Raw genomic sequence first — 25,510 nt, forward strand, 5'->3', positions numbered from 1 at the left:
CCGCCGGGATTCGTTTCCGATTGCCGGTGGTGATGGGCGGAAAGCTGATCTGAATCAACCTGCACCCATTCAAACTGCTGCATATTGCCCGCAAATCAAACCGGATCGGATCTCCCCATGCGCCTGACCACACGCACAAGTCTTGCAACCCGTGTCCTGATATTCTGCGCCACGCATGAGGGTCAGGTTGTCAAAACCTCGGATATCGCCCGCGCCTATGATGCCTCGAGCCATCATCTCGGCCACGTCATCCACCAATTGCAGCACCACGGCTATGTCTCCACATTTCGGGGCCGCGCCGGCGGACTCATGCTCAACAAGAAGCCGCACGACATCTCCATTGGCCGGCTGTTCAGGATCTTTGAAGCAGGCGCGACTGTTACCGGGTGTTTCGCCAGTACCGACAACAGCTGTCCGCTGATCGCCGACTGCCGGCTGCGCGATTTCCTCACGCGGGCGGTCGAGGCGTTCTATCGCGAGCTAGATCCGATCACCCTTGACGATCTGGTGCGCGACAATTGCGGCCTGGAGACGATCCTGAAGATGGCGCCGGACCGCTCGGTGCGCTGCCCGTCTGCCGCGTAGACCACGGCGACATCACAGGCTTCTTGCCAGTTCCTTCAGTTGGTCGGCTGCCTTGCCCCACCCTTCGTGAAACCCCATTTCTTCATGTTCCTTGCGCGCTTCGACGGTCCAGTGCAGTGCCCGCGCCGTATAGCGGGTCTGCCCCTCGCCCGTGTCCTCGAAAGTGGTCTCGGCCACCATGAAGGCGCGCTCTGAAGGAACCCAGCCGGGGCGAAACGCGTCGGTACTGACTAGCCGCCGGTGCGGCTCAACCGCAAGAAACACCCCGGCATTGTCAAATTGCTCGCCGTTGGGGCCATTCATCACGGTGAAGAACTCACCGCCCGGACACAGGTCCATCCGCACGTCCGATACATACCAAGGTTTGGGGCAGAACCATTGCTTGAGCAGGTCAGGCTCCGCCCAGCACCGCCAGACCTTGGCTACCGGGGCATCGATCAGACGTTCGAGCTTAAGTTCCTTCGCTTCAGCATGGGCATCACTTTTAGTGGTGGTCATCACGGTATCCTCCTTTTCGGTGTTGACGGGGCATGGTGCTCGGCCGGTCTAGCTTCGCGCCTTTTTGTCGGCGGCAAGCGTGTGGGCAACCAGCGCATTGGCGTGGCCATGGCCCATGCCATGTTCGTTCTTCAGCCAGTTAACGCGTTGCATATGAGTTTCTCCGGCCCTGCTTCGAACCAAAGCGATCCAGTCATCGATCAGGCGCCCATAGGTCTTCTCGATCGACGGAAAATAGGAGGCCGGGCCCTTGGGTGGCGCCGACTTTGGTTCCACAGGCGTTCTATCAGCCATGACTTATCCTTTCCGGTTGCTGACGGTTTCGTTTCCAAACAATTGCTCGACATAGCGGTAGAGGTGATCAAGGCTGTCACTGGCAAGATCCGCACGACCGCTCGCCTTGGCGAGGATGAAGGCCCCTTGGATCACGGCCTGTGTGTGCAGCGCCAGACTTGAAGCGCTCCAATCCGCGTCGATCCCGTGCTCACGCATTGCCGCTTCAATATCGGGCACCAGGGTATCGGCATGGCCAGAAATGCTGGCCCAGCAGGCATCGCGGATCGTTGGGTTGGTATCGTAGGTTTCCTGCACCATTGTGCCCACCAGGCAGGTAAAATCGGGAATATTGCCCTGCAGGATCGCCTTGCGAAAAGCGATATAGGCAAGCACACGGTCTAGCGGATCGGCGGGATCGTGAAACGGGGCGGTTTCAAACAGTCCGCCGGTCATTTCGGTCCAGTAATTTGCTGCAGCCACCGCCAGATCCTGCTTGCTGGCAAAATGATGGAAGAACGCCCCCTTCGTCACCCCAGCAGCCTTGCACAGATCGTCCACCGTGGTGGCCGAGTAGCCCTGGGTACGGATTACCGTCAAAGCCGCATCAAGCAGTTTTGCCTTTGCATCCGGTTTTGCTGCAACGTTAGCCATCAGGTTCTCCAATTGCTTGAATTTTACATACCAACCAGTTGGTATGTTGTCAATGTGTGTGTAGTGTAAGCAATTCTACGACCGTGTTGTGCGAATGGCTGCATCGTCGCGCAAGCGCTGCCTGAGGGCGTGGAAATGCCCTCGCCTGCCAGCCCGGCTCAACGAATCTGAAAAGGAATTTTCGGGCTCGGCGCCATCGGCCTAACCAACGGACCAGAGCCCGGCACAGGCATCAAAGCCTACTTCTGGTGCGTCCTGATCACGTCGAGAAAAGCATCGCCATAGCGTTCCAGCTTGGATTGTCCGACGCCGGATGTGGCAAGCAACCCCGCGTGGTCTGCCGGGCGGTTGGTTGCAAAGGCTACCAGTGTCGTATCCGGAAAAATCACATAGGGCGGCACCGACTTCTCCTTGGCGATCGCCATCCGCGCGGCACGAAGCGCCTCGAACAGCTCGATATCGGCCTCTTCCAGTGCGGATTTGGCGTTTGTCGAACCGGATGACGCACGGCGTGACGCCTTTCCGGTGGTCGGGCGGTCCTTGCGGAACCGCACTTCGCGTTCGTGTTTGAATACGGCGCGCGCTTCCGGCTCGAGCTTTAGCGCCCCGAATGCCGTATGATCGACGCTGACCAGGCCGGCGGCGAGAAGCTGGCGGTAAACCGATTGCCAGGTCTTGGCCGGAATATCCTTGCCGGCGCCAAAAACCGGCATCTCGACATGGCCAAAGCGGGTGGTCTTTTCGTTCTCGTTGCCGGTCAGCACATCAATCAGATGGCCGGTGCCAAACCGCTCGCCGGTTCGGTAGACCGCCGCCAGCGCTTTGATCGCGGCATCGGTTCCGTCCCAGGTTTCGACCGGTTTGAGGCAGGTATCACAATTGCCGCAACCGCCTGCATGGGCTTCGCCAAAATGGGCGAGGATCGCCTGCCTGCGGCAGCCCGGGGTTTCGCAAATCCCCAGCAGCGCATTCAGCTTGGCGCGTTCAACCCGCTTGATATCGTCGCCCGACCCGCCATTGTCGATCATCCGTCCGCGCTGGATGACATCGGCCATGCCATAGGCCATCCAGGCCACCGAAGGCAGTCCGTCACGCCCGGCGCGCCCGGTTTCCTGATAGTAGGCCTCCACTGACCCTGGCAGGTCGAGATGGGCGACATAGCGCACATTCGGCTTGTCGATGCCCATGCCGAAAGCGACGGTGGCGACCATGCACACACCCTCTTCCTTGAGGAACGCATCCTGGTTGTTATCGCGCACACCCCGGTCGAGACCGGCATGATAGGCGAGCGCACGGATACCCTGCTTGTTCAGCCATTCGGCGGTGTCTTCAACCTTGGCACGCGACAGACAGTAGACGATACCGCTCGCCCCTTCGTGATCCGCCAGGAAACGCAGCAATTGCTGGCGCGGCTGATCACGCTCGACAATCTCGTAGGTGATGTTGGGGCGATCAAACGAGGTGGTAAAGACCTCACCGGACCGCAGTGCCAACTTGTCGATGATGTCTTCACGGGTATGCGGGTCGGCTGTCGCGGTCAGCGCCATCCGTGGCACCCCGGGATATTCATCGGCAAGCCGGCCGAGATCCCGGTATTCAGGTCGGAAATCATGCCCCCATTGCGAAACGCAATGCGCCTCGTCGATGGCAAACAGCGCTATGTTGGCGTTGCCGATCATGTCCTTGAAACCGGGAGTGACGGCACGTTCGGGGGTAACGTAGAGCAGTTCGAGTTCACCTTGGGCGACCGCCCGGCGAACCTCCATGAATTCCTCGCGGCTCAGCGAGGAATTGAGGGCTGCCGCGCGCACGCCAAGCTGCGTGAGCGCCTCTACCTGGTCGCGCATCAGTGCGATCAGCGGTGAAATGACAATGCCGACGCCGTTGCGGCACAGGGCCGGAATCTGGAAGCACAGCGACTTGCCGGCGCCGGTCGGAAACAGCACCACGGCGTCACCGCCCGCCACCACATGGTCGACGACGGCCGCCTGCTTGCCGCGAAATTCAGAATAGCCATAGATCCGCTTGAGGATATCAAGCGGGGCTTCCGTCCCTTTGTTGTCAATCACGGGGACGATGCGGTTATGTGTCTGCGGCATGGAATCGCTTTCTTGGGACGGCCTGCACTATGGCACAGGTCCGCCCCTCGCCGCGAGGCGCAGACAAGCTTTTTGAAGTCAGATCGCTGCGACGCAGATGATTTCGACCTTGTATTCCGGCGTCGCCAGCTTGGATTCGCCAGCAGCCCGAGTCGGTGCATTGCCGGGCGACACCCAGGTGTCCCAGACCGCGTTCATTTCGGCAAAGTCATCCATCGACGCCATCCAGATCGTGGCCTGCAGGATCTTGCTCTTGTCCGATCCCACTTCGGCCAGCAGCCGCTCGATCTTGGCCAGAATATCCTGGGTCTGGACCGTGACGCTGGCGCCCGGCGTGCCGACCTGGCCGGCCAGATAGACGGTGTTGCCGTGAATCACGGCCTGGCTCATGCGGGTGCCGGATTCAATACGTTTGATATCGCTCATGTCATTATCCTTGTTGGGATTGAATTGATGTCCGGGCAGGGTCTAGCGCGCCTACCACCTTCGGGTCCAGCGCAGAACGTCGCCCCAGACACAGATCGGCGGCCAGTTGCGATAGCGCCGGTGCGGTCTGCATACCGTAACCACCCTGCCCCGCAAGCCAGAAAAACCCGTCCACCTCAGGCGCAAAGCCGACTACAGGCGTCCGGTCCGGAGCAAACGTCCGCATTCCCGCCCAGGAATGCTCAACGCGCGTCACCGGTATCGTCACTGCCTGCTCGAAACGGTGCAGGCCTTCGGCCAGCACCATGTCATCGACCCAGACATCATGCGGTTCAACCGGATCTTCCTCCGCCGGCGAGATCATAAGCTTGCCGGCCTCCGGCTTGGCATACCATTGGTCCGAGGCATTGGCGAACAGCGGCCAGCGGTTGATGTCATGGCCCACAGGCGCCGGAATCAGCGCCGCCGAACGGCGCAGCGGTTGCAGCCCCACGGCCCGCACCCCGGCCATTTCTGCCAACTGATCGGCCCAGCCGCCGGCGACATTGATCACGATCGGTGCACTGAATTCGCCGGCCGGTGTCGTCACCGTCCAGACACCATCACGACGCGCGATCGACTGCACTCGCGCATTATTCACGATCCGGCCGCCATGGGCGCGAAGCAAGCGGGCAAAACCCTGCAGCATCCGGTCCACATCTATATCCTGGGCATCCCACTCGATTGCCGCGGCAGCGATCACATCGGCGCGCAGGATCGGCACCAGTTCCTGCGCCTGCTGCGCTGAAAGCCGCTCGAGGCCGTCGCTGCCATCTAGATAGGCTTCGTAATGGGGCAGGTCTGCTTCCGTTGCCACCAGCATTTCGCCGCGCGGCGAGAGCAGGCTCGTCTCGGAGACCCCTTCGGGTGCGGCCAGGAACGGCGCAGAGGCCGCATTCAATGCGCGCAAGGTAGCGTTGCCATAGTTGCGGATGAAGATTGCCGCTGAGCGGCCGGACGAATGATGGCCGATCATCGCCTCGGCTTCGAGCACTGTGACCGACGCCTCGGGCGCCAACCGAGCGGCTGCGCTGATGCCGGCAATTCCGCCGCCAATAACCAGAATGTCCGTTTTCATGCTGAAGCTGCCTGATACCCTTTGAGAAAGCTGGTCAGATTATCGCCAAGATCGGACGACAGGTACCCACCTTCCTGCACGATTACGACAGGGAGAGCCAGCCCGGCAATGGCTGCCGCAATCCGGCCGAAACCGGGTGTCGTCACCTTGAAACCATGGAACGGATCGTTCTCATGCGCATCAAGGCCAAGCGCCACCACCAGCACATCGGCACCGAATGAACGCACCCGCGCCAGCGCAATCTCCAAGGCTGCGAGGAACTCCGCATCATTTGTGCCGCGCGGCAGCGGCAGGTTGAGATTGTAGCCCAGCCCCTCGCCTTCACCGCGTTCTTCCGTGTGGCCCCAGAAGAACGGATAGAACCGGGCCGGGTCGGCATGGATCGACACCGTCAGCACATCGCGGCGCTGGTAGAAAATTCCCTGCGTGCCATTGCCATGGTGGACGTCAACATCGACGATGGCTGGACGGCGGCCAGCGCGTAGCAATGCCTGCGCGGCAATCGCCGAATTGTTGAGAAAGCAGAAGCCGCCGGCCAGATCGCCGAACGCATGATGACCGGGCGGACGGCACAGCGCATAGGCGGCCGGCGCCCCGTCAAGCACTGCGTCGGTCGCGCTCAGTGCCGATTGCGCCGACCAATAGGCAGATTGCCAGGTGCCGGCTGTGATCGGACACGATGTATCAGCCTGATGGAATCCCGCCTGCCCCGATGCGGACTTCGGATAGCTGGCGGTCCGCCGATCCGGATGGATATTGGGGATAACCTCGTCGGAAGCACCCTCGGTGCGGATCCAGCGCGCATGGATGGTTTCCAGAAATGTCAGATATTCGGGCGAGTGGAGCTCGGCAATCGGGCCCAGCCCGTGGTCTGTCGGCGCTGCAAATTCACACCCCGCGGCGCTTGCGCCGCGACGCAATTCCTCGATCCGCTGCGGCTGCTCCGGATTGGGCGAAAGCCGGCCATTGGCCATGAAGTGCTTAGGGTCATGGACCCTCTGGCGTTCGTCGAAGATGGCTTTCACGATTGCTCTCCAAGAGTGTCCAGCGCCGTGCCGGCCAGCGTCATGTACTGGGTTTCTGTGGTGGGGACGAAGCCGATGCGTTCATAGAAGGCCAGCGCCCTCGGATTGTTGTGATAGACATTGAGCCGCAGGAAATCCGCGTCCCAGGTCTTTACGCCAGCATCGCGAACCGCTGCCAGAAGCCGTACCCCGAGCCGCTTTCCACGCGCAGACCCGGCTACCCAGAGGTCGGAGACATAGATGCCGACGGTTCCAAACACTGTCGAAAAGAACGGTGAATAGGCGGCGACACCGACCACATCACCATCTTTTGTCACCGCCAGCAGAGCGTGCAGAATTGGTGAAGGTCCGAAACAGAACCGCTCGATATCGGCGTTGGTGGCGCGGTGCTCGTCGCCCATGTCGGCGGACAATTGCCGCAGCGCCCGGTTGACGGCAGCCACATCGGCGCGCCCGGCCAGCCTGATGTTGACATCAACACTACTCAAAACCCTACCTCTTGCTTGCCTTTCAAACCCAGCATCGCCCTCGCCTCATCCGGTGTCGCCACCACACGCCCCAGATCCTCGACCATCTCGCGCACCAGCGCCACCTGCTCGGCATTGGACTTGGCCAGCTGGCCGCGGGCGATATAGAGATTATCTTCCAACCCAACCCGCACATGCCCGCCCATTTCAGCGCCGAGCCTGGCCAGCGCCATCTGCTGGCGCCCGGCGGCAAGCACGGAAAACTTGTAATCGTCGCCGAACAATTTGTCCGCGGTCTGCTTGAGATGGGCCAGATGCTCCGGTTCGGCCGCCACCCCGCCCAGCACGCCCATCACGAACTGGATGAACATGGGGGTTTTGATCAGCCCGCGATCGGCAAAATGCTTCAGCATGTAAAGATGGCCGAGATCGTAGCATTCGAATTCGAAGCGCGCGCCGCGCTCCTGCCCCATCAGCCTGAGCACGCCCTCGATGTCGCGCGGCGTGTTCTTGAACACCAGATCATCGGAATTGCGCAGGAACGGTTCTTCCCAATCATGCAGCCACTCGGTGCGTTTGCCGAGCATCGGGTAGAGCGCAAAATTCATCGAGCCCATATTGAGCGAGCACATTTCCGGTCTGGTTGCGAGCGGCGCCGCGAGACGTTCATCCAGCGTCATCACCGCGCTGCCGCCGGTGGTCAGGTTCACCACCGCATCGGTGGCGGCACTGATAACCGGCAAAAACGCCATGTAATGCGCGACCGAAGCCGATGGCTGGCCGGTCTCAGGGTTGCGCGCGTGCAGATGCAGGATCGCAGCCCCTGCATTGGCAGCGCCAATAGCCTGTTCGGCGATCGCTTCGGCCGTCACCGGCAGATAGGGCGACATCGATGGCGTATGAATCGACCCGGTGACGGCGCAGCTTATGATGATTTTCGACATGCGGTTTCCTGTCAGGCTGTGGCGACGGCAAAGCCTGCCCGAACGGCAAACTTGTCCAGCGCTGCGCTCAGCATGTCGATGATTTCATCGACCTGGCCTTCGGTCACAATCATCGGCGGACAAACGAGAAAATGGTCGCCATCGATGCCACCCCGCGTGCGGCGCGAATAGATGATCAGCCCCTGTTCATAGGCGAGCTCCACCAGTTCGACATACGCATTGAGCTCTTTCGGCAACGGCTGCATGGTCTGCCGGTCGGCCACCAGTTCGAACGCCAGCAACAGCCCTTCCCCGCGAACATCGCCGATGAACCCGTAGCGTTGCATCAGATTCGCAAGCCGGGCTTTGAGCAGAGCCCCAATACGGGCGGCATTGCCCATCAGTTCCCCGCTCTCGATTTCCTCAAGTACTGCCAGGCCCGCGGCGCAGGCCAGTGGATTGCCGGCATAGGTATGGCCATGCTGGAAACCGCCGGCATCAAGCACCGGATCGATCAGCCGGTCATGGGCGATCATCGCACCGAGTGGCGCATAACCGGCTCCGAAACCCTTGGAGATGGCGATGATATCGGGATCAACGCCCCAATGCTCGGCAGCCATGAACTTGCCGGTGCGACCACCGCCCGACATCACCTCGTCATGGATCAGCAACACGCCATGGCGATCGCAGATCTCGCGCACAGCCTGCATGTAGCCTGCAGGCGGCACCAGCGCACCGGTGGAGGCACCGCCGACCGGTTCCTGGATGAAGGCCAACACCGTTTCCGGCCCTTCTTCGATGATCCTGGCTTCCAGCATCGCCGCGTAATGCGCACCGGTTGCCTGATCGTCCATGTCGAGCCCATCAAGATAGGCGCGCGGCGCCGGAATTTTCGGCATCGCCTGCATCATCGGCAGGAACGGATCCGCCAGCGGCGCATAGCCGGTCAACGCCAGCGCGCCGAGTGTCGAACCATGGTAGCTGGGATTGCGTGAAATCACTTTCCAACGCGATCCCTGTCCGACTGTCACCGCATATTGCCGCGCCAGCTTGATCGCACTTTCCACCGCCTCCGAACCACCGGAGACGAAGAACACCTTCTCCATGCCCTCAGGCGACAAGGCCGCCACCTTTGCAGCCAGCCGTTCGCCCGGTTCGGTTTCGAAATGCAGCCGGTAGCCGAAAGTCGATTTTTCCATCTGCCGCCGCATCGCCTCGAGGACCCGGGGGTTGGAATGGCCGATATTGGAAACCATCGCGCCCGAGGAGCCGTCGAGATAGCGCTTGCCGTCGACATCCCACATGTAGACGCCGCGGGCCTCCGCCAGCACCGGCCGGCGCGAGCGGGTCTGATAAAACAGATGGCTTTTCGGTTTCACGTTTCATTCTCCACCGGCAACGCAGCGCAATCCTTCGCCCGAAACCGCAACAGCACCTCGGCGCCGGTGGCAAAGGGGTGTTCATCAATCATGTTGACGGCCTGCAGTTGATGATCGCCGACCCGCAGGAAATAGCGCGCTGACTGTCCCTGGTAATCAACATTCTCGACTGTGGCCTTGACCGTCAGGTCTCCTTCTGTCGAACTGCCAGCCGGCATCAGGTGCAACTTTTCAGCCCGGATCACCAGCCTGACCGGACCCGGCGCGGCAATTTGCGGGGCGCGTTGTTTTGGGATCGAGAAACGCGGGAAATCCGGCAGCTCCAGGTTGATTTCGCTCCCTGAAACATCGGTGCAGCTTGCCGACAGCAGATTGGATGCACCAAGAAACTGGGCGACAAATTCGGTCGCCGGCGTGTTGTAGACAACTTCCGGCGCACCAACCTGTTCGACCCGGCCCTTCGACATGACGATGATCTGATCCGACATCGCCAGTGCTTCGGTCTGGTCATGGGTGACAAACACAGTGGTCACGCCAATACGTTGCTGGATGCGCTTGAGTTCAACCCGCATGTCTTCGCGCAAATTGGCATCAAGCGCCGACAGCGGTTCATCAAGCAAGAGCACGTCCGGCTCGATGACGATGGCGCGTGCCAGTGCGATTCGCTGTTGCTGGCCGCCGGAGAGTTCCTTCGGGTAGCGCGCACCGAGATCAGGCAATTGCACCAGATCCAGCGCCTCGGCCACCTTGCGTTGGGCATCGGGCTTGCTGACATTGCGGTAATTGAGTCCGAAGGCAACATTTTCCGCCACCGTCTTGTGCGGAAACAGCGCGTAATTCTGGAACACCAACCCCAGATTGCGCTTATGAATCGGCACATCGTTGACGCGCCTGCCCTTGATGGAAATCTCGCCCTCGCTCGGATCGAGCAGGCCGGCGATCATCCGCAAGGTGGTGGTTTTTCCGCAGCCGGATGGTCCCAGCAGCGTAACGAAACTGCCTTCGGCGATGTCCAGCGACATCTCGTGCACAGCGGTAAAATTACCAAAACGCTTGACGATCTGGGTCAGGGAAACGGCGCTCACGGCATCGTGCCTCCGGTTGAAGTAAAATCCGGCCCCGCCAGCACGGCGGGGCCGGGTAGAAGCTTAGTAGCCGCGCTGGACGCGGGAGAATTCCTTGGCCCATTCAGCCTCATTGCCATTCCAGTAGGCCGGATTGGCAAAGGTCAGACCTGACAGCGTGCCGGTGGCATCGAAGGCCGGCAGTTTCGGAATCTTGTCGCCGAGATCGACCTTGGTTGGATCGAGCGCCGGCGGATAGCTCTGGCCTTCGGCCACGGCAATCGAGGTGTCCCTGTCGAGCATGAAGTTGAGCAACTCCTCGCAGGCCGCCATCGGGCTGCCCTTGAGCACGAACAGGCACTCCTGCCAGCCGAAACCATTCGGCGGATCGTAATAGCCGATGTCGTGGCCTTGCTCCTGCAGCGCGTAAATCCGGCCCGACCAACCTTCGGTCACGTGGATTTCTTCCTCGGACAATAGGCTCATCAATTCGGCGCCCGACGCCCAGTATTTCAGCGCCAGATCGCGATGCTGACGCACAGCATCCCAGGCTGCGTCGACGTCCTTGATGTCGTTGGGATCCTGGCCGGTTTGCAACGCAGCATACCACATCCGCGTGCGCCAGTCGGACCAGCCGCCGATCTTGCCCTTGTGCTTGGCGTCGATCAGGATCTTGGCACCCTTCTCTTTCATCTCGTCGTCACTGATGAATTTGCGGTTATAGGCCAGCCCGGTGGTGCCGTAATCATAGGGGGCTGCGCTGAGGCTGTCGGGCGTGATCGACTTGAACGCATTCATCAGCGCCGGCATGACATTGGCCATGTTGGGGATGTTGTCGATATTGAGTTCGCTGGTCAGATCGAAGCTGTGGTAGCGGGCATAGTCAAAAACACCCGAAAGATGGGCAATATTGTATTCTCCCGCCTTGCTGGCGCGCACCTGGGCAAGATATTCGTCACCGCCGGGGAACGTCCCGTCAATCACCTTGATGCCGGTCTTGGCAGTGTAGGGATCAAAGGCATGCTTGCGGAATGCCTCGGAAACGACCCCGCCCCAGCCGTCAAACCGCACCTGGGTAACATCGCCTGCAGCAAAGGCCTGACGTGCGAAAGGCATCTGCAACCCGTAGGCAGCGCCGGCAGCACCAAGAAGGCCGAAGAAGCTGCGGCGGCTGATGTCACCATTCTGGAACCGCTCGCGCAGTCGTTCATAGCGTCTTGTATCGTCCATTTTGTTCTCCATCTCTGGTTCGAGGTCAGTGGGCGGTTTATCCGCCGCTTTTTGTTGCAAGTCTTCGGGCGATCGCCGCTCCAATCAGCGGCAGCCCCACGGTCAGCACGATGATGACCGTGCCAAGAGCGTTGATCTCCGGAGAGATCGAATTGCGAAGCATCGAGAAAATCTGCGTCGGCACTGTTTCGATGCCGCCCGGCTTCCAGAACAGGGTTCCGGTGATGTCGTCAAAGCTGATGGTGAAGGCAAACAGTCCGCCGGCAGCGACTGCCGGCATCAGCAACGGCAATGTGACCGAAAAGAACGTCTGCATTGGCGAGGCGCCAAGGCTGAGCGCAGCTTCCTCGACATCGCGCCGGATGCTGACCAGCCGCGCCTGCACCACCAGAATGACGAAGGGCAGCGTGAAGATGACATGCCCCAGCAGCAGCAGCGTGAAGCTCTTGCCAATATTGAGGAAGTTCAAAAACAGCAGCAGCGCCACCGCCAGCACCACTTCGGGCACAAGGATAGGCGCGATCAGCAAGGTGGTGATCAGATTGCGGCCCGGTATTTTGTAGCGCACCAGCGCCAGGCTTGCGAGCACACCGAGCACGGTGGAGATGACGGCTGTCATCAGCCCCAGTGTGATCGAGGTGCGAAACGCCCGCATGATCGCATCATTGTTCCACAAGGCTTCAAACCAGCGGGTCGACAGGCCGGTCATGGGAAAGCTGCCGAACTGGTTGGCGTTAAACGACAGCAGCACCACTACCGCGATCGGCAGGAACATGAACAGATAGACCAGGATCGTGTAGATGCGGATCAGACGCCAGCCCATCAGCCAAGCCCCTTCGCCAGTTGCGCCATGCCGAGATAGCGGTTGTAGATGAGAACCAGCACGCCAAGCACGACCAACAGCAGCAGCGACAGCGCCGAACCGAGCGGCCAGTTGAGCTGCTTGATGATCGCCTCATAAACCAGGTTGGCAAACATCGCGTCGCGCGGCCCGCCGAGGATCACCGGCGTGATGTAGGTGCCGGCAGACAGCACGAAACACAACAGCCCACCGGCGGCCAGTCCCGGCATCGACAAGGGCAGTGTCACCTGCAGGAACCCCTGCCAGCGGGTTGCCCCGAGCGATAAGGCCGCGTCCTCGAGATTGGTGTCGATACCATCGAGGCTGACATAAATATTGAGCACCATGAACGGCAGCAGAAAATGCACCAGCCCGAGGATCACCGTGGTCTCGTTGTAGAGCATCTGTACCGGCTCGCTGATCAGACCAAGCCACACAAGCGCCGAATTGAGCGCCCCGGAGATACCGAGAATATTGATCCAGCTCATCGTGCGGATGATGTAGCTGATCCAGAACGGCAGCATCAGCAACACCAAGAGGATCAACTTGTTGCCTCTCGAACGGGCGATGAAATAGGCTGCCGGATAGCCAAGCACCGCACAGGCGAGCGTGGTAATGGCGGAAATCTTGAGCGTATTGAGCAGGATGTCTCGGTAAAACCGGTCGGTCAGCGCCTCTTTCCAGTTGTCGAGAAACAGGCCCGACGTATCGGCGCCCGCCGCGCTCTTGAGCCAGAACGAATAGACCACGATAAACATCAACGGCACGATCAGCAAAAGCCCGACCGCCGTCAGTGCCGGCGTCAGCAAGATCCACGGCTGCCGTGCCTCGCGTTGTTCGATGCTCATGTTCCCGGCGCTCCCCGGCGCTTCTTGTGGGATCCATGATGCGAAAGGATAGCGCATTGATCAAATTGATAATTGATATCCCAACCATAGATGATATCAATACTCTATGAATAGCCTGACTCCACCGGAACGATTGGCCCGCGATCTCGACTGGAATTTGCTTCGGACATTCCTTGTCCTGGCCGATTCCCGTTCGGTCACCGATGCCGCCGAAAGATTGTCACTGAAGCAGCCGACCGTCTCGAGCGCGCTCAAGCGGCTCGAAGACCGGCTCGGCAAGCGGCTGATCAACCGCAAGCCGGGGCGCTTCGAACTCACAGCCGCCGGCCGGCTTCTTTATGATGAGGCAATCGACATCCACAGTGCCATCCTGCGCCTGGGCACCGTCATCAGGGATGTAGAGGACGAGATCACCGGCCATGTCCGCATCGTCATGGCGAGCCACGTGGTCAGCCCGCTGTTCGATAACACGCTGAACCGGTTTCATGGTGCCCACCCGCGCGCGACCTTGTCGATAGAGGCCATGGCCAGCCGGAGCGCCTTGACCGCTGTCGCCGCCCGCCGCGCTTCACTGGCCATTTGCCTTGTCATGGACCGCAGCCCGCAACTGGAATACCGACGGCTGTTCCGCGAGTATTTCGGGTTGTTCTGTGGCCCGTCCCACCCGCTTTTTGGCCGCGAGGGGATTACCATCGCCGATCTGGCCGGTCATTCCTCGGTGAGTTTCATAACCGACCAGATGGATGATGCGTTGCGCCCGGTCGCGCAAATGCGCGCCGAAGCCCAGCTTGATTCCCGCATTGTCGGCACCTCCCCCAACCTCGAAGAAGTGCGGCGCATGATCATCGCCGGCCTCGGCATCGGCCCGCTGCCATTGCATGTGGTGCGCGAAGACGTGGAGCGGGGACGGCTATGGCGGTTGCCCCCTACGAAACGCCGCCGGCGATCGACGTGCATGTCGTCTGGAACCCGCATGCCAAGCCCAACCGCGCCGAGGCAGCCCTTCTTGCCGGCCTCATCAACCAGATCGACACCACGCCGATGGATCAACGCATCTACAGCTGAGCCCCAGGCACCGGGAACGCTCCAGCGTCGCCGATCTTGTGCCTCGGCGATCACTCGCCTTGGCTTCAGCACGACCGCCGCGTTTTCATAGCAGACCTCTGGCGCTCAAATTCGTCATCAGCGCCCGCACGCCAAAATTCCATTCCGGGCAATCGGTGCTGAGCGCAACGGTATTTCGCAACTCACCCAGCCCTTCAGATGCGATGGTGACCACATCACCGATCTTGTGGGTGAACCCGGCGCCCGGCGTGTCGCGATCTTCGGTCGGTGCAAACAGGGTTCCCAGAAACAGCATCAGCCCGTCCGGATACTGGTGATGCCGGCCGATGGTCTGTGCGACGAGATCTTCAGGGTCCCGGCTGATCTCCGACATTGAGGAATGCCCGCGCAGCACAAAGCCGTCGGTCCCCTCGACAGTGAGCGCAAGTTCCGCGACGCGCACGTCATCAAGCTTAAAACCTTCATCGAACAGGCGAATAAAAGGCCCGATCGAACAGGAGCCGTTATTATCCTTGGCCTTCGACAACAGCAGCGCTGAGCGGCCCTCGATGTCACGCAGATTGACATCATTGCCCAACCCAGCGCCGACGATTTTGCCGCGAGACGAGACCGCAAGCACCACTTCCGGCTCGGGATTGTTCCAGCTTGACGACGGGTGCAGTCCGATCTCGGCGCCATAGCCCACCGATGACAGCGTTTGGGCTTTCGAAAACACCTCCGCATCGGGACCGATCCCGACCTCCAGATATTGGCTCCAGAGCCCTTCGGCGATCAGCGTCTGCTTGACCTTGCTCGCCTCTGGCGACCCCGGAACAATGTTGCGCAAGCTGTCACCGATGGCCGATGCGACGCGGTTGCGAATGGCCTCGGCCTTGTCGGGATCACCGGCGGCACGCTCCTCGATCACCCGCTCGACCATCGAGCGAGCGAAGGTTACTCCGCAAGCCTTGACGGCCTGCAGATCGCAGGGCGCCAGCAGGTGGGTATTCCCCGTCGGCGCCGATAACAGCTGCTCAAGTCCACCGACGTCCCGGCCAGGCGCATTGCTGACATATCCGGCAGGGTCATCCATTTCGCAGATGTCGCGCACCAGTGGCACCTGTTTTGACGTGACATCGAAAACGCGCCCCGCACGGATTGTGACCACCGACGGACCGGCCGCCTCGGCAGTCCAGATGCGGCCCAGATAGGTGCCATTTTGATCGAGATTGTTCATGTCATGCTCCAGAAATTTCAGGCCTTGTCTGCGGTGCGCGGATATCCACACCTCCGTCCTTTGAGGTGAATTTCGAATCTCTATCTGCCATGCCCAAAGGCCGGGTCGGTGGAAGCCCTGCTTCTCCGGACAAACTTTCCAATTCTTTTTGATAATCCAATTTTTCTATCCCCCTATAATGATAATATGAGGAACAGATGGAAAAGCTAGATCGGCACCAACATGACAAGAGCGGCGACTGCGCCGCCGTAGCGGGCCTGAAACGGCCCGGGCAAATCGTGCTGTTTCGCCTTAGAGAGAGAATACCATGACAAAGTGTTCCAACCCGGATCGATCCTATTACGCACCCCATGGCGGATTGCCCGCCCAGACCGAACTGATGACCGGCCGGGCGGTGTTTACCGAGGCCTATGCCGTCATTCCGAAGGGCGTGATGAGCGACATTGTCACATCCTACCTGCCCAGCTGGGATGATACGCGGCTCTGGATTATTGCCCGGCCAATGTCGGGATTTGCCGAGACATTTTCCCACTACATCATGGAGGTGGCCCCCGGTGGCGGCTCCCACGCGCCAGAGCCCGACGCATCGGCGCAAGCGGTGCTTTTTGCCGTGGAAGGTGAATTCACCGTGTTTGTGGATGGCGCCTCGCACACATTGGCGCCAGGCGGCTACGCCTACCTCCCCGCCGGCTGCAACTGGACGACGGTCAATAATGGCGCCGCCCATGCGCGCTTCCACTGGATCCGCAAGGCTTATGAAGCCGTTGACGGCATCGCCAAACCCGACCCGCTGTTTCTCAATGAGACCGACATCGCCCCCACCGTCATGCCCGACACCAATGGCACCTGGGCCACAACCCGCTTTGTCGACCCGACCGACCTGCGCCATGACATGCATGTCACCATCGTCACCTTCGAGCCCGGCGGGCTGATTCCGTTTGAGGAGACCCACGTGATGGAGCACGGGCTTTATGTGCTGGAGGGCAAGGCGGTCTACAAGCTCAACCGTGACTGGGTCGAGGTCGAAGCCGGCGACTACATGTGGCTTCGCGCGTTCTGCCCTCAGGCCTGTTACGCCGGCGGCCCCGGCAGGTTCCGCTATCTTCTCTACAAGGATGTGAACCGACACGCCAATCTGCGCGGCTACGGGCGCTGAAACGCCGATAGCGCGGGCCGCATGCCGTCCGCGTCTGGCAAAAAATCAGTCCGGCGCCCAACGAGCATGAGTTTTACGCATGGCAATTGTGCGCCGCACCAATATCGTGTCCTGCAGCCATACACCGGCTTTGCGGGCCGCCGAATCCGACCAGACGCCGCCCATTGCCGCCCATTGCCAATGGTGACCGAAGCACGACCTCCGCTGCACGCCTGGTGCGGGCTGCAGCGCCGAGCATCCGTTCGGGCGCACAGGGGACGCTCTATCTCTTTGATTTTATTGGATCTTGTCTGCATCAAGGTGATTTTGCCTGATCACCGGATACTCCAGAAAACAAAAAGCCTGCCGCGGGAGGAGGTGCGGCAGGCTTTTCGAATAACGGAATGCGACGGGAGGAGGATGTCGCAATTCCTTTTAGAAGACCCTGGGAGGAGGAGTGGGTCTTCTAAGACACGAAGCTCTGCGGGAGGAGGTGCATTGCTTCGATGAGGACAACATACTCGATTTCTCGCAGATGCAAACGGTTTATGTTGCAGTGCAGCTATGCACTGCATGCAAGGCTAAGAATCGATGACCGAACCCCAGCCTGAATCCATCCGGCTGGTGCCGCACCGGGACATCCTTGCGACAAAACTGATCAAAATCTGTCCTCAATTGAAGAGCCCTCGCAGCCGCAAGATCATGTCGGCGATCAAACCGGGGCTGAAAGGGAAATGGTGGGTACTTCGAAATTATCCCTGGCATCAATCCAGGCACTTTCAAAATCAGCGTTCCTTCAGGACACAGCAATTGCGACCGCCGTCAATAGCCGGACAATGGCACAGATCTCAGGCGCACAAGATCGCCATCAGTGGCGACGTCCCCACAATGCCTCCCCATCCGGTGCGCTATGCCCACCGCAAAGGCTGCGAGGTAATCGTGCGGACCGGGGAAATCCTGCAACCAAAACGGACGCTGGGCATATTGCGTATAGAAGAACGCCCGCGGATATCCGCAACTGAGAAATTGGCACGCTATATCGCGTCGCGCTTCGATGACTTGCGTCAACTATCCAAACGCCATGAGGACGCCATAGGGCGGGGCGAAGGCCCTCCTGACGCCGCTTGAACCGAAATGAGTTTACCGGGGATCGATTTGCTCAGGCTACGGAAAAATTCCTGCGCATTCCAGCTCTACAGAGACGCTACATCCCTATCTTGCGGAGAGTGAGCAGATTTTACTTTTTCGGATGCGCCACCGATTTTGTGAGCGAAGACCTCGACTGGCTTCCAGGTCACAGCGTGATCACGCCGGATTACGTTAAGCATCCAGACGATATCGCCGATCTGGGATCGCGCTATCCTGAAGGTTTGGCGATTCAGGCCAGATCGCGCCTTGTCCATCCTCTGACATTATCGATGCCGCCGCAGTGACAGGAGTTTCAGGAACCACAGAAACAAACCGGCATCCGATCCCGTCCTTGACGCTCAAATCCGACAAGATCCCTCCCCATAGCCGGCGCGGTACCAATTATCGATTTGAAGAAAATATGATCCTCGTTCATGTTGGAACCCATCTTCAAACGCAACCAATGGAGGAAGAACCGTGGCGATCACCTGGGCCGATTTGGACGAAAGTGAGCAGACTGCGCTCAAGCGCCTGAACCGCGGCCCCTACACCGCACTTCAGCCAGCCATGGCCGAGCGTCTGATTGCACTGGGGCTTGCCGAACGCCGACCTCGTGGCGTCGGCATCAACAGGGTGGGACGGGAACTGGTAATCAGCGTTTTGCTGAACCAACGCGACGATTAAAACCGTAGAGAAAAGACGTAGCTTAAGGAGTGATGTTTGTATCCCGCCCACCCAGGTATGGAAAAGGCTTCGTATCTGGAACGCAGAACGCCGCGCTGAGCTGAGCTGAGCTGAACCATGCGGGGGCGTTGGCTTGGTTGTTTGTTGGATTTGGTTGCGGGGGCAGGATTGTACAGAGACTTGCAACTTGCCGCCGCGCTACAAGCCAGATCGTCGGCATTTCCGGAGAGTGTCATGAACTCTGTGTACCCGTCCCGGCCCATGCGGGTTTCAGATAGTGTCACGTGTTTAAGCACTCCCCAAACATAGTTGCGGACTGGTTTCTTGCTGCAGGCCATTCCCTGGGATTCCGTCCGCCTTTTTTGAAGTTCCGTATCACTAGATAGATCGGATGCGACCGCCCAAAAGGATCGCAAACACTTACAGCGCCGCACGTCCAATTGTGGACGTGAAGAACGCTGTAAGCGCATGAATCAATCGAAATGGACACTGACCCGGTTTTCATACCGGGTTCGACCGTCTCCAGTCCAGGTAGGCACCCAGCCCTGCCTTCAGCGTGAAGCGTGGTGCGTAGCCAAGTTCCTGGCGAGCGCGGCTAATGTCCAGCGCGCCTTTTTTTACCGGGGACACACCTTTGGTGAATTCATAATCGCCCTCAGCAATTGATATGTCGGCGCTCGGCTCCAGGGTTTTGAGGGTGGCGACGATCTCGCCAATTGACGGCGCTATGCCCGTGGCAATGTTATAGGCATCATGGCGATGATCCTGGTGATCAAGCACCTTGAGGATTCCGTCGACGCAATCATCAACATATATATGATCGACCCGGAAATCGCCGCCACCATTCATGTGGAGCGAACGCTTTTCGATAATCGCATCGATCAGGATTTTCGGAACCCGCGGTCGCGGCAGACCGGGACCGTAAACCCAGCATGTACGAACATGCTGGATATCGAGCCCATAGGTGCGGACATAGTCCCGGGCCAGTTGTTCTACCGCATATTTCGAAATTCCGTAGGGCTTTACCGGGCGAGCCGGATGATCTTCGTTGATCATGTCACTGTCGAAGGGACCGTAAATCTCCTCGGTTGAGATATGCACCATGCGTCGAATATCAAACAGGCGCATGGCTTCGATCAAATTAAGCGACCCTTCGACGTTGACCCGCATCGTTGCGAACGGCGCCGAGACGGAATTCAGCACACCGACGATCGCCGCGCAGTGGACAATCGCATCAGGCGAGAATGCCTTGATGAGTTGAGCGATCTGTGCCCATTCGGTCAGATCACCCGTCGCAAACTCCAGTTTCGCTGATGCGGCAAGCCCCGCGTCCAGTCGCCTGGACGGCGGGCCGATGTCGACGGCGAGAACCTGATCCCCACGAGACGCCAGTGTACGCGCTACCGCGCTCCCGATGAAGCCCGCGCCACCCGTTACAAGTACTTTCAATTTCCTGCTCCTCTTTTAATCTGATCGACCGTCCTGAACCCGACTGTCCCACGCCCGAATGCGCGCGCAAACACCAATTTGTATCGATCTACACCATTTCCGACCGGCCTTTTTACCGGAATTTCCAGTACGTGCATGCCATGGTTGATGTTAGAATACAATCGTGTACTATTGTGTTCGATATGAATCTTGAGGAGTGAATCTCTTGCCAAACTGGGATGTGGTTGTTGTAGGTGCGGGTAATGCGGCGTTTTCTGCCGCGCTATCTGCCCAGGAAAATGGGGCGTCGGTGCTTATGCTGGAACGGGCGCCAAAAGATGAAGATGGTGGAAATTCGCGGTTCACGGCCGGGGCAATCAGATTTGCCTATCGTGGGCTGGATGATCTTCGCGCCGTCATGCCAGATCTTTCAGCGGATGAAATCGCCACCACCGACTTCGGCAGCTATGATGAATCCCAGTTTTTCGACGACATGTTTCGCGTCACGAATTTCCGGACAGACCCGGATTTGTGCGAAACTCTCGTGACAAAATCATTCGAGACAATGCGCTGGTTCCAGGAACTGGGCATTCGATTTGTGCCTATCTATGGACGCCAAGCCTTCAAATCCAACGGCCGGTTCAAGTTCTGGGGCGGGTTGACCGTTGAAGCCTGGGGCGGCGGCCCGGGTCTGGTTGACCGCCAGACTGAAATCGCCGGCAAAAGAGGCATTGAAATTCGCTATGCAACGCGCGCGGTTTCGCTGATTTACGATGGTGATGCCGTTCGCGGCGTGCGGGTCAAACACAATGGCGCCTACGAAGACATCCACGCAAAAAGCGTGGTGCTGGCCTGCGGTGGGTTTCAATCCAATACCGAATGGCGATCGCGCTATCTCGGGGCCGGGTGGGAACTGGCAAAGGTCCGTGGCACCCGGTTCAACACCGGCGACGGAATTCGCATGGCGATCGATATCGGCGCTTCCACATCCGGCAACTGGTCAGGCTGTCACGCCGTCGGCTGGGACTTCAATGCCCCCGAATTCGGTGATCTCGCCGTCGGCGACGGATTTCAGAAGCACTCCTACCCCTTCGGAATCATGGTCAACGCCAAGGGCGAGCGGTTCGTGGATGAAGGGCTGGATTTCCGCAATTACACCTATGCCAAATACGGCCGCGCCATTCTGGAGCAACCGGGACAATTGGCCTGGCAGATTTTCGACAGCAAGGTGGTTCACCTGCTGCGCGACGAGTACAGAACCCGGAATGTGACGAAGGTGACCGCCAATACCCTCGAGGAATTGTGTGCTAAACTGGAAGGCGTTGATCAAGCCAATGCTTTGAAGGAAATCAATAAATACAATGAATCGGTGGATACCGTCACCAAGTTTGATGCAAACATCAAGGACGGGAAATCCACATCCGGGTTGCCGGTCAACAAGACCAACTGGGCCAATAGAATCGACGAGGGGCCGTTTGAGGCCTATCAGGTTGGCTGCGGCATTACATTTACCTTCGGTGGCCTGCGGGTCGATCCGAAAAACATGCAGGTGATGGATACGGACCTCAACCCGATCCCTGGCCTGTATACCGCCGGGGAAATGATGGGCGGGCTGTTCTTCTTCAATTACCCTGGTGGAACCGGATTGATGTCAGGCGCGGTGTTCGGACGCCTGGCGGGGCATTCGGCGGCAAAACCCGGCGAATGAGACCAGACGTTTAGGCGGTTGTGGAGCCTGACGACACCCCCACAACCGCCGACGCAATGAATGTAGGCAAGGTATCGTTTGATGAAGCTATTCTATTCACCCGCCAGTCCATTCGTCCGCAAGATTTCTGTTCTCGCCATCGAGCTGGACCTCGTGGCGAGAATTGAACGGATCCCGGTCGATGTATGGGAGCCCGAGACACCGTATGTCGGCATCAATCCGCTGGGAAAAGTGCCCGCATTCGTCACCGACGACGGCTCGGTGATCTACGACTCCCCGGTCATTTGCGAATATCTCAATTCGCTGGCTGCGGGCCATCTGTTTCCAGCCCCTGGAGCAGGCAGATGGACCGTGCTTTGCAATCAAGCTCTGGCGGACGGCGTCTGTGACGCCGCCGTTCTCCGGCTCCACGAATCCCGGCGCGACGACAGCAAGCGATCTGACGAGTGGATCGCGCGGCAGCGGGGCGTAATTGCCCGTAGTCTCGATCTCCTTGAGCACAACGAAACTCGGCTGGAAGGCGATATCGACATCGGCAAGATTTCAGTTGGCGTCATGCTCGGCTATCTGGACTTCCGGTTTGGTGGCGATCAATGGCGAAACGGAAGACCGGCGCTCTCCCGGTGGTACGAGACATTCTCGGCCAGAGAGTCGATGACTGCAACGCTCCCCCCACACCTGAGGCGGTAACTTCCACCAACCCTGATTAACCGAGAAGATTTAGACATGAGGGAATGCCAATGAGTTTGCTAATTACCGGTGGAAACGGCCACGTCGGCAGCACCATTGTTAAGATGGCAGCCGCCACAGGGCGGGATGTGGTGGCGCTGGTGCGTGACCCGTCGCGCGTTCCAGCCAATCTGATAGCCGAATCCGGCTCGTCCGTTAAATGGGTTGCCTGCGATCTCACGGACCCCTTCCAGATTGCTGCAATTGCCGCTGAACATGACATCGACCGCTGCATTCATTCTGGCGCGGTTCCCAACCAGAAGCTTGCGGTTGCCGCACCCTGGCAGACTGTCCAGACCAATATCGGAGCGACCGCAGCCTTGCTTGAAGTGGCGCGGCGGCAGGGCTGGAAGCGTTTTGTCAATGTCAGCACGGGGTCCGTGTTCCAGACGGAAACGGATTTCGCCAAACCCCTGCTCGAGGATGCGGATGTTTCTCCGCTAAGCGTCTACAGCGCAACCAAGCATTCGGGCGAACTCATGACACGGATGTATCGTCATGACTACGGCTTGTCGGCGGCAAGCATCCGGATCTCGTTCATATATGGCCCGCCGCTGGTTCCACTCAGCCGTGATCTGCCGCGCGGACCGATCGTTTCATTGCTGCGCGAAGCGATACTCGGACTGCCGATTAACGAGCCATCTGGCGGCGATTTCGAAGCCAGTTTCACCTATGTCGATGATGTGGCCAGCGGGTTACTCGCAGCCGTCGATGCGGCCAGCCTCAATCATCACGTCTACCATCTGGGCAATGGCCAGAACTGGAATACGTTTGCCGTGGTCGATGCCATTCGCGACGCCGTGCCCGGCGCGCAGATCACCGTGGGGCCGGGCACCGAGCCATGGACAACCTACAACCCCATGCGCGGGCCGCTTTCAGGGACCCGTCTGGCAGAGGATACGGGTTTTGTCAGCCAGTACCCGCTCGAGAAAGGCGTTCGCGCTTTTGCCGAATGGATGCGCGCTAACCCGGAGAAGATCGGTCGCAAGCGATAGCGTGATCACACATCAGGGTTGGCCTGCCGCGGCTTTGCCGGCTTATGCGGGCCGACCCTATGATTGTGAGGCTTGCCTCCTGCATGCGCCGCTGATTTTTCGTTTTGGCGACCAACGCAGACTGTCCGGAGCGCAGATCATCAAGCTGGCCAGATATCCCCGATGCACCATCCTGCTGCCAAGGGCAAACCAGACTCAACCGCCCGGGCTCGAAAGACGATAACAGCGGCACCGGAGCCAGCGCGGGCTAAGATGATGAGAAACTGGGCGATAAGTTTCACAGCGCCTTTTCAAGTTCGGGCAGAGCCTCGAACAGATCGGCAACCAGGCCGTAGTCGGCGACCTGGAAGATCGGCGCTTCCTCGTCCTTGTTGATGGCAACAATAACCTTGGAATCCTTCATGCCGGCCAGGTGCTGGATGGCACCGGAAATACCGCAGGCAATGTAGAGATCAGGCGCAACAACCTTGCCGGTCTGGCCGACCTGCCAGTCGTTGGGGGCATAGCCCGCATCAACAGCTGCGCGCGACGCACCAACAGCGGCACCAAGTTTGTCAGCCACGGGAAGGATGACGCTCTGGAACTTCTCCGAGGAGCCAAGCGCGCGACCACCGGAAATGATGATCTTCGCCGACGTCAGCTCGGGGCGGTCGCTGGTGGCAATCGCATCCTTGACGAAGGATGACAGGCCGGGATCACCCGCAGCGCTGATGCTTTCAACCGAAGCCGATCCGCCTTCGCCAGCGGCGGAGAAGGAGGCGGTGCGCACGGTGATGACACGCTTGGCATCGGTCGAGCGCACGGTCTGCAGCGCGTTGCCGGCATAGATCGGCCGCTTGAAGGTGTCAGCCGAAATAACCTCAATGATGTCGGAAATCTGCATGACATCGAGAAGTGCTGCGATCCGGGGCATGACGTTCTTGCCCGACGTGGTGGCGGGTGCCATCAGCGTGTCGTAGTCGCCGGCAAGCGAAACAGCCAGCGCTGCCAGCGGTTCGGCAAGCCGGTTGGCATATTCGTCACCCTCGGCGTGCAGCACCTTGGATACGCCATCGAGCTTGGCGGCGGCATCGGCTGCTGCCTTGGCATCCTTGCCTGCAACCAGGACATGGACGTCGCCACCGATCTGGGTGGCGGCACTGACGGCCTTGGCGGTCTGGTCGGACAGCGAGGCGTGATCGTGTTCGGCAATAATGAGAATGGCCATGATAATCTCTTCCTTTCCCGCGCTTACAGCACGCCTGCTTCGTTCTTGAGCTTGTCGACCAGTTCGGCCACTGAGCCGACCTTGACGCCGGCCTTGCGGCCGCCTGGCTCTTCGGTCTTGATCACCTCGAGCCGTGGCGCGGTGTCGACGCCGTAATCGGCGGCAGTTTTCTTGTCGAGCGGCTTCTTCTTGGCCTTCATGATGTTGGGCAAGGAAGCATAGCGCGGCTCGTTGAGACGCAAATCGGTGGTAACAATGGCCGGCAGCTTGACTGAGATGGTCTGCAGGCCGCCATCGACTTCGCGGGTGACGTTGGCCGATCCGTCGCCGATTTCGACCTTGGAAGCGAATGTGGCCTGGCTCCAGCCGAGCAATGCCGACAGCATCTGGCCGGTCTGGTTGGCGTCGTCATCGATCGCCTGCTTACCGAGAATGACCATGTCGGGGTTTTCCTCGCCGACAATGCCCTTGAGAATCTTGGCAACCGACAGCGGTTCAACCGTGCCTTCGACCTCGACCAGGATTGCCCGGTCAGCGCCCATGGCCAGTCCGGTGCGCAGCGTTTCCTCGGCCTTGGCCGGGCCGATCGAGACGACGATCACTTCGCTCGCCTTGCCGGCTTCCCTGAGCCGCAACGCCTCTTCCACCGCGATCTCGTCAAACGGATTCATCGACATTTTGACATTGGCGAGATCGACGCCGCTGCCATCGGGCTTGACCCGGATCTTGACGTTGTAGTCAACAACCCGCTTGATCGGCACGAGAATCTTCATGAGCGTGTCACCT

Annotated in this window: 27 protein-coding genes; 9 read left to right on the forward strand and 18 right to left on the reverse strand. The window is 59.4% G+C overall.

Annotated features, from left to right (window positions below; genetic code table 11):
• The first annotated feature begins 117 nt into the window (after positions 1–117).
• Positions 118–585, forward strand: a complete 468-nt coding sequence (locus OEG84_RS12305) for an RrF2 family transcriptional regulator (RefSeq protein ID WP_267654038.1) — start codon at positions 118–120, stop codon at positions 583–585.
• Positions 586–597: 12 nt separating this feature from the next.
• On the opposite strand, the gene OEG84_RS12310 is transcribed toward OEG84_RS12305, so the two are convergent.
• The 14 genes from OEG84_RS12310 to OEG84_RS12375 form a co-directional block, all read right to left on the reverse strand.
• A complete protein-coding gene (locus OEG84_RS12310) occupies positions 598–1,083 on the reverse strand; it encodes an SRPBCC family protein (RefSeq protein WP_267654039.1) in 486 nt (161 codons plus the stop codon).
• A gap of 48 nt (positions 1,084–1,131) precedes the next feature.
• Positions 1,132–1,377 carry a DUF4287 domain-containing protein gene (locus OEG84_RS12315; protein WP_267654040.1) on the reverse strand — a complete coding sequence of 82 codons (246 nt, stop codon included), beginning with the start codon at positions 1,375–1,377 and terminating at the stop codon, positions 1,132–1,134.
• 3 nt (positions 1,378–1,380) lie between these two features.
• Complete coding sequence (locus OEG84_RS12320; RefSeq protein ID WP_267654041.1) at positions 1,381–2,010, reverse strand: TetR/AcrR family transcriptional regulator; 630 nt, start codon at positions 2,008–2,010, stop codon at positions 1,381–1,383.
• A gap of 239 nt (positions 2,011–2,249) precedes the next feature.
• Complete coding sequence (recQ, locus tag OEG84_RS12325; protein WP_267654042.1) at positions 2,250–4,109, reverse strand: DNA helicase RecQ; 1,860 nt, start codon at positions 4,107–4,109, stop codon at positions 2,250–2,252.
• Positions 4,110–4,187: 78 nt separating this feature from the next.
• Positions 4,188–4,535: a RidA family protein gene (locus tag OEG84_RS12330; protein ID WP_267654043.1), complete on the reverse strand. Its 348-nt coding sequence runs from the start codon at positions 4,533–4,535 to the stop codon at positions 4,188–4,190.
• A 4-nt stretch (positions 4,536–4,539) separates the two neighbouring features.
• Positions 4,540–5,652, reverse strand: coding sequence for an NAD(P)/FAD-dependent oxidoreductase (locus tag OEG84_RS12335; RefSeq protein ID WP_267654044.1), 1,113 nt, complete (start codon positions 5,650–5,652; stop codon positions 4,540–4,542).
• Positions 5,649–6,677, reverse strand: coding sequence for a histone deacetylase family protein (locus OEG84_RS12340; RefSeq protein WP_267654045.1), 1,029 nt, complete (start codon positions 6,675–6,677; stop codon positions 5,649–5,651). Before OEG84_RS12340 ends, OEG84_RS12335 begins: the two co-directional genes overlap by 4 nt.
• On the reverse strand, positions 6,674–7,165 hold the full coding sequence (locus tag OEG84_RS12345; protein WP_267654046.1) for a GNAT family N-acetyltransferase: 492 nt from the start codon (positions 7,163–7,165) through the stop codon (positions 6,674–6,676). Before OEG84_RS12345 ends, OEG84_RS12340 begins: the two co-directional genes overlap by 4 nt.
• Complete coding sequence (kce, locus tag OEG84_RS12350) at positions 7,162–8,088, reverse strand: 3,5-dioxohexanoate:acetyl-CoA acetone transferase (RefSeq protein WP_267654047.1); 927 nt, start codon at positions 8,086–8,088, stop codon at positions 7,162–7,164. Before kce ends, OEG84_RS12345 begins: the two co-directional genes overlap by 4 nt.
• Positions 8,089–8,099: 11 nt before the next feature.
• Complete coding sequence (locus tag OEG84_RS12355; RefSeq protein ID WP_267654048.1) at positions 8,100–9,446, reverse strand: aminotransferase family protein; 1,347 nt, start codon at positions 9,444–9,446, stop codon at positions 8,100–8,102.
• The gene (locus tag OEG84_RS12360; RefSeq protein ID WP_267654049.1) at positions 9,443–10,531 is read right to left on the reverse strand and encodes an ABC transporter ATP-binding protein; all 1,089 of its coding nucleotides are present in this window, start codon (positions 10,529–10,531) and stop codon (positions 9,443–9,445) included. The genes OEG84_RS12355 and OEG84_RS12360 overlap by 4 nt, the downstream gene beginning before the upstream one ends.
• Positions 10,532–10,594: 63 nt before the next feature.
• Entirely contained in the window at positions 10,595–11,740 is a 1,146-nt protein-coding gene (locus OEG84_RS12365) for an extracellular solute-binding protein (RefSeq protein ID WP_267654050.1), read from the reverse strand.
• A 37-nt stretch (positions 11,741–11,777) separates the two neighbouring features.
• Positions 11,778–12,563 (reverse strand): ABC transporter permease, encoded by a 786-nt coding sequence (locus tag OEG84_RS12370; RefSeq protein ID WP_267654051.1) that lies wholly within the window; start codon positions 12,561–12,563, stop codon positions 11,778–11,780.
• On the reverse strand, positions 12,563–13,429 hold the full coding sequence (locus OEG84_RS12375; RefSeq protein ID WP_267654052.1) for an ABC transporter permease: 867 nt from the start codon (positions 13,427–13,429) through the stop codon (positions 12,563–12,565). The genes OEG84_RS12370 and OEG84_RS12375 overlap by 1 nt, the downstream gene beginning before the upstream one ends.
• A 106-nt stretch (positions 13,430–13,535) precedes the next feature.
• On the opposite strand from OEG84_RS12375, the gene OEG84_RS12380 reads away from it, so the two are divergent.
• Positions 13,536–14,585 carry a LysR family transcriptional regulator gene (locus tag OEG84_RS12380; protein ID WP_267654053.1) on the forward strand — a complete coding sequence of 350 codons (1,050 nt, stop codon included), beginning with the start codon at positions 13,536–13,538 and terminating at the stop codon, positions 14,583–14,585.
• Here the strand turns inward: OEG84_RS12380 and OEG84_RS12385 are convergent.
• Positions 14,580–15,710, reverse strand: a complete 1,131-nt coding sequence (locus tag OEG84_RS12385; RefSeq protein ID WP_267654054.1) for a fumarylacetoacetate hydrolase family protein — start codon at positions 15,708–15,710, stop codon at positions 14,580–14,582. The two genes, OEG84_RS12380 and OEG84_RS12385, sit on opposite strands and share 6 nt — an antisense overlap.
• Before the next feature lie 307 nt (positions 15,711–16,017).
• Here OEG84_RS12385 and OEG84_RS12390 point away from each other — a divergent pair, with 307 nt between their 5' ends.
• From OEG84_RS12390 to OEG84_RS12405, 4 genes are all read left to right on the forward strand, one after another.
• Positions 16,018–16,866 carry a bifunctional allantoicase/(S)-ureidoglycine aminohydrolase gene (locus OEG84_RS12390; RefSeq protein ID WP_267654055.1) on the forward strand — a complete coding sequence of 283 codons (849 nt, stop codon included), beginning with the start codon at positions 16,018–16,020 and terminating at the stop codon, positions 16,864–16,866.
• A gap of 570 nt (positions 16,867–17,436) precedes the next feature.
• Positions 17,437–17,973, forward strand: a complete 537-nt coding sequence (locus OEG84_RS12395; RefSeq protein ID WP_267654056.1) for a hypothetical protein — start codon at positions 17,437–17,439, stop codon at positions 17,971–17,973.
• Between the two features lie 137 nt (positions 17,974–18,110).
• On the forward strand, positions 18,111–18,278 hold the full coding sequence (locus OEG84_RS12400; protein ID WP_267654057.1) for a hypothetical protein: 168 nt from the start codon (positions 18,111–18,113) through the stop codon (positions 18,276–18,278).
• Positions 18,279–18,450: 172 nt separating this feature from the next.
• Complete coding sequence (locus OEG84_RS12405) at positions 18,451–18,657, forward strand: hypothetical protein (RefSeq protein WP_267654058.1); 207 nt, start codon at positions 18,451–18,453, stop codon at positions 18,655–18,657.
• A 501-nt stretch (positions 18,658–19,158) separates the two neighbouring features.
• Here OEG84_RS12405 and OEG84_RS12410 read toward each other — a convergent pair.
• Positions 19,159–20,106: an NAD-dependent epimerase/dehydratase family protein gene (locus OEG84_RS12410; protein ID WP_267654059.1), complete on the reverse strand. Its 948-nt coding sequence runs from the start codon at positions 20,104–20,106 to the stop codon at positions 19,159–19,161.
• Between the two features lie 205 nt (positions 20,107–20,311).
• Between OEG84_RS12410 and tcuA the strand changes: the two genes are divergently transcribed.
• From tcuA to OEG84_RS12425, 3 genes are all read left to right on the forward strand, one after another.
• Positions 20,312–21,793 carry an FAD-dependent tricarballylate dehydrogenase TcuA gene (tcuA, locus tag OEG84_RS12415; protein WP_425602846.1) on the forward strand — a complete coding sequence of 494 codons (1,482 nt, stop codon included), beginning with the start codon at positions 20,312–20,314 and terminating at the stop codon, positions 21,791–21,793.
• Between the two features lie 81 nt (positions 21,794–21,874).
• Positions 21,875–22,483, forward strand: a complete 609-nt coding sequence (locus OEG84_RS12420) for a glutathione S-transferase N-terminal domain-containing protein (protein WP_267654061.1) — start codon at positions 21,875–21,877, stop codon at positions 22,481–22,483.
• A gap of 50 nt (positions 22,484–22,533) precedes the next feature.
• Positions 22,534–23,517 carry an NAD-dependent epimerase/dehydratase family protein gene (locus tag OEG84_RS12425; RefSeq protein ID WP_267654062.1) on the forward strand — a complete coding sequence of 328 codons (984 nt, stop codon included), beginning with the start codon at positions 22,534–22,536 and terminating at the stop codon, positions 23,515–23,517.
• Positions 23,518–23,794: 277 nt separating this feature from the next.
• Here OEG84_RS12425 and OEG84_RS12430 read toward each other — a convergent pair whose 3' ends face one another.
• Together OEG84_RS12430 and OEG84_RS12435 are read right to left on the reverse strand one after the other, a co-directional pair.
• Positions 23,795–24,724, reverse strand: coding sequence for an electron transfer flavoprotein subunit alpha/FixB family protein (locus OEG84_RS12430; protein ID WP_267654063.1), 930 nt, complete (start codon positions 24,722–24,724; stop codon positions 23,795–23,797).
• A 23-nt stretch (positions 24,725–24,747) separates the two neighbouring features.
• Positions 24,748–25,497, reverse strand: a complete 750-nt coding sequence (locus OEG84_RS12435; RefSeq protein ID WP_267654064.1) for an electron transfer flavoprotein subunit beta/FixA family protein — start codon at positions 25,495–25,497, stop codon at positions 24,748–24,750.
• Between the last annotated feature and the right edge of the window lie 13 nt (positions 25,498–25,510).

It is taken from the genome of Hoeflea algicola, assembly GCF_026619415.1.
Lineage (GTDB): Bacteria > Pseudomonadota > Alphaproteobacteria > Rhizobiales > Rhizobiaceae > Hoeflea > Hoeflea algicola.

What these genes read in the sequence shown, in the direction of transcription:
- OEG84_RS12305 (WP_267654038.1), top strand. Translation starts at nt 118, where the DNA reads ATGCGCCTGACCACACGCACAAGTCTTGCAACCCGTGTCCTGATATTC.
- OEG84_RS12310 (WP_267654039.1), bottom strand. Translation starts at nt 1,083, where the DNA reads ATGACCACCACTAAAAGTGATGCCCATGCTGAAGCGAAGGAACTTAAG.
- OEG84_RS12315 (WP_267654040.1), bottom strand. Translation starts at nt 1,377, where the DNA reads ATGGCTGATAGAACGCCTGTGGAACCAAAGTCGGCGCCACCCAAGGGC.
- OEG84_RS12320 (WP_267654041.1), bottom strand. Translation starts at nt 2,010, where the DNA reads ATGGCTAACGTTGCAGCAAAACCGGATGCAAAGGCAAAACTGCTTGAT.
- recQ (WP_267654042.1), bottom strand. Translation starts at nt 4,109, where the DNA reads ATGCCGCAGACACATAACCGCATCGTCCCCGTGATTGACAACAAAGGG.
- OEG84_RS12330 (WP_267654043.1), bottom strand. Translation starts at nt 4,535, where the DNA reads ATGAGCGATATCAAACGTATTGAATCCGGCACCCGCATGAGCCAGGCC.
- OEG84_RS12335 (WP_267654044.1), bottom strand. Translation starts at nt 5,652, where the DNA reads ATGAAAACGGACATTCTGGTTATTGGCGGCGGAATTGCCGGCATCAGC.
- kce (WP_267654047.1), bottom strand. Translation starts at nt 8,088, where the DNA reads ATGTCGAAAATCATCATAAGCTGCGCCGTCACCGGGTCGATTCATACG.
- OEG84_RS12365 (WP_267654050.1), bottom strand. Translation starts at nt 11,740, where the DNA reads ATGGACGATACAAGACGCTATGAACGACTGCGCGAGCGGTTCCAGAAT.
- OEG84_RS12370 (WP_267654051.1), bottom strand. Translation starts at nt 12,563, where the DNA reads ATGGGCTGGCGTCTGATCCGCATCTACACGATCCTGGTCTATCTGTTC.
- OEG84_RS12375 (WP_267654052.1), bottom strand. Translation starts at nt 13,429, where the DNA reads ATGAGCATCGAACAACGCGAGGCACGGCAGCCGTGGATCTTGCTGACG.
- OEG84_RS12380 (WP_267654053.1), top strand. Translation starts at nt 13,536, where the DNA reads ATGAATAGCCTGACTCCACCGGAACGATTGGCCCGCGATCTCGACTGG.
- OEG84_RS12385 (WP_267654054.1), bottom strand. Translation starts at nt 15,710, where the DNA reads ATGAACAATCTCGATCAAAATGGCACCTATCTGGGCCGCATCTGGACT.
- OEG84_RS12390 (WP_267654055.1), top strand. Translation starts at nt 16,018, where the DNA reads ATGACAAAGTGTTCCAACCCGGATCGATCCTATTACGCACCCCATGGC.
- OEG84_RS12395 (WP_267654056.1), top strand. Translation starts at nt 17,437, where the DNA reads ATGACCGAACCCCAGCCTGAATCCATCCGGCTGGTGCCGCACCGGGAC.
- OEG84_RS12420 (WP_267654061.1), top strand. Translation starts at nt 21,875, where the DNA reads ATGAAGCTATTCTATTCACCCGCCAGTCCATTCGTCCGCAAGATTTCT.
- OEG84_RS12425 (WP_267654062.1), top strand. Translation starts at nt 22,534, where the DNA reads ATGAGTTTGCTAATTACCGGTGGAAACGGCCACGTCGGCAGCACCATT.
- OEG84_RS12430 (WP_267654063.1), bottom strand. Translation starts at nt 24,724, where the DNA reads ATGGCCATTCTCATTATTGCCGAACACGATCACGCCTCGCTGTCCGAC.
- OEG84_RS12435 (WP_267654064.1), bottom strand. Translation starts at nt 25,497, where the DNA reads ATGAAGATTCTCGTGCCGATCAAGCGGGTTGTTGACTACAACGTCAAG.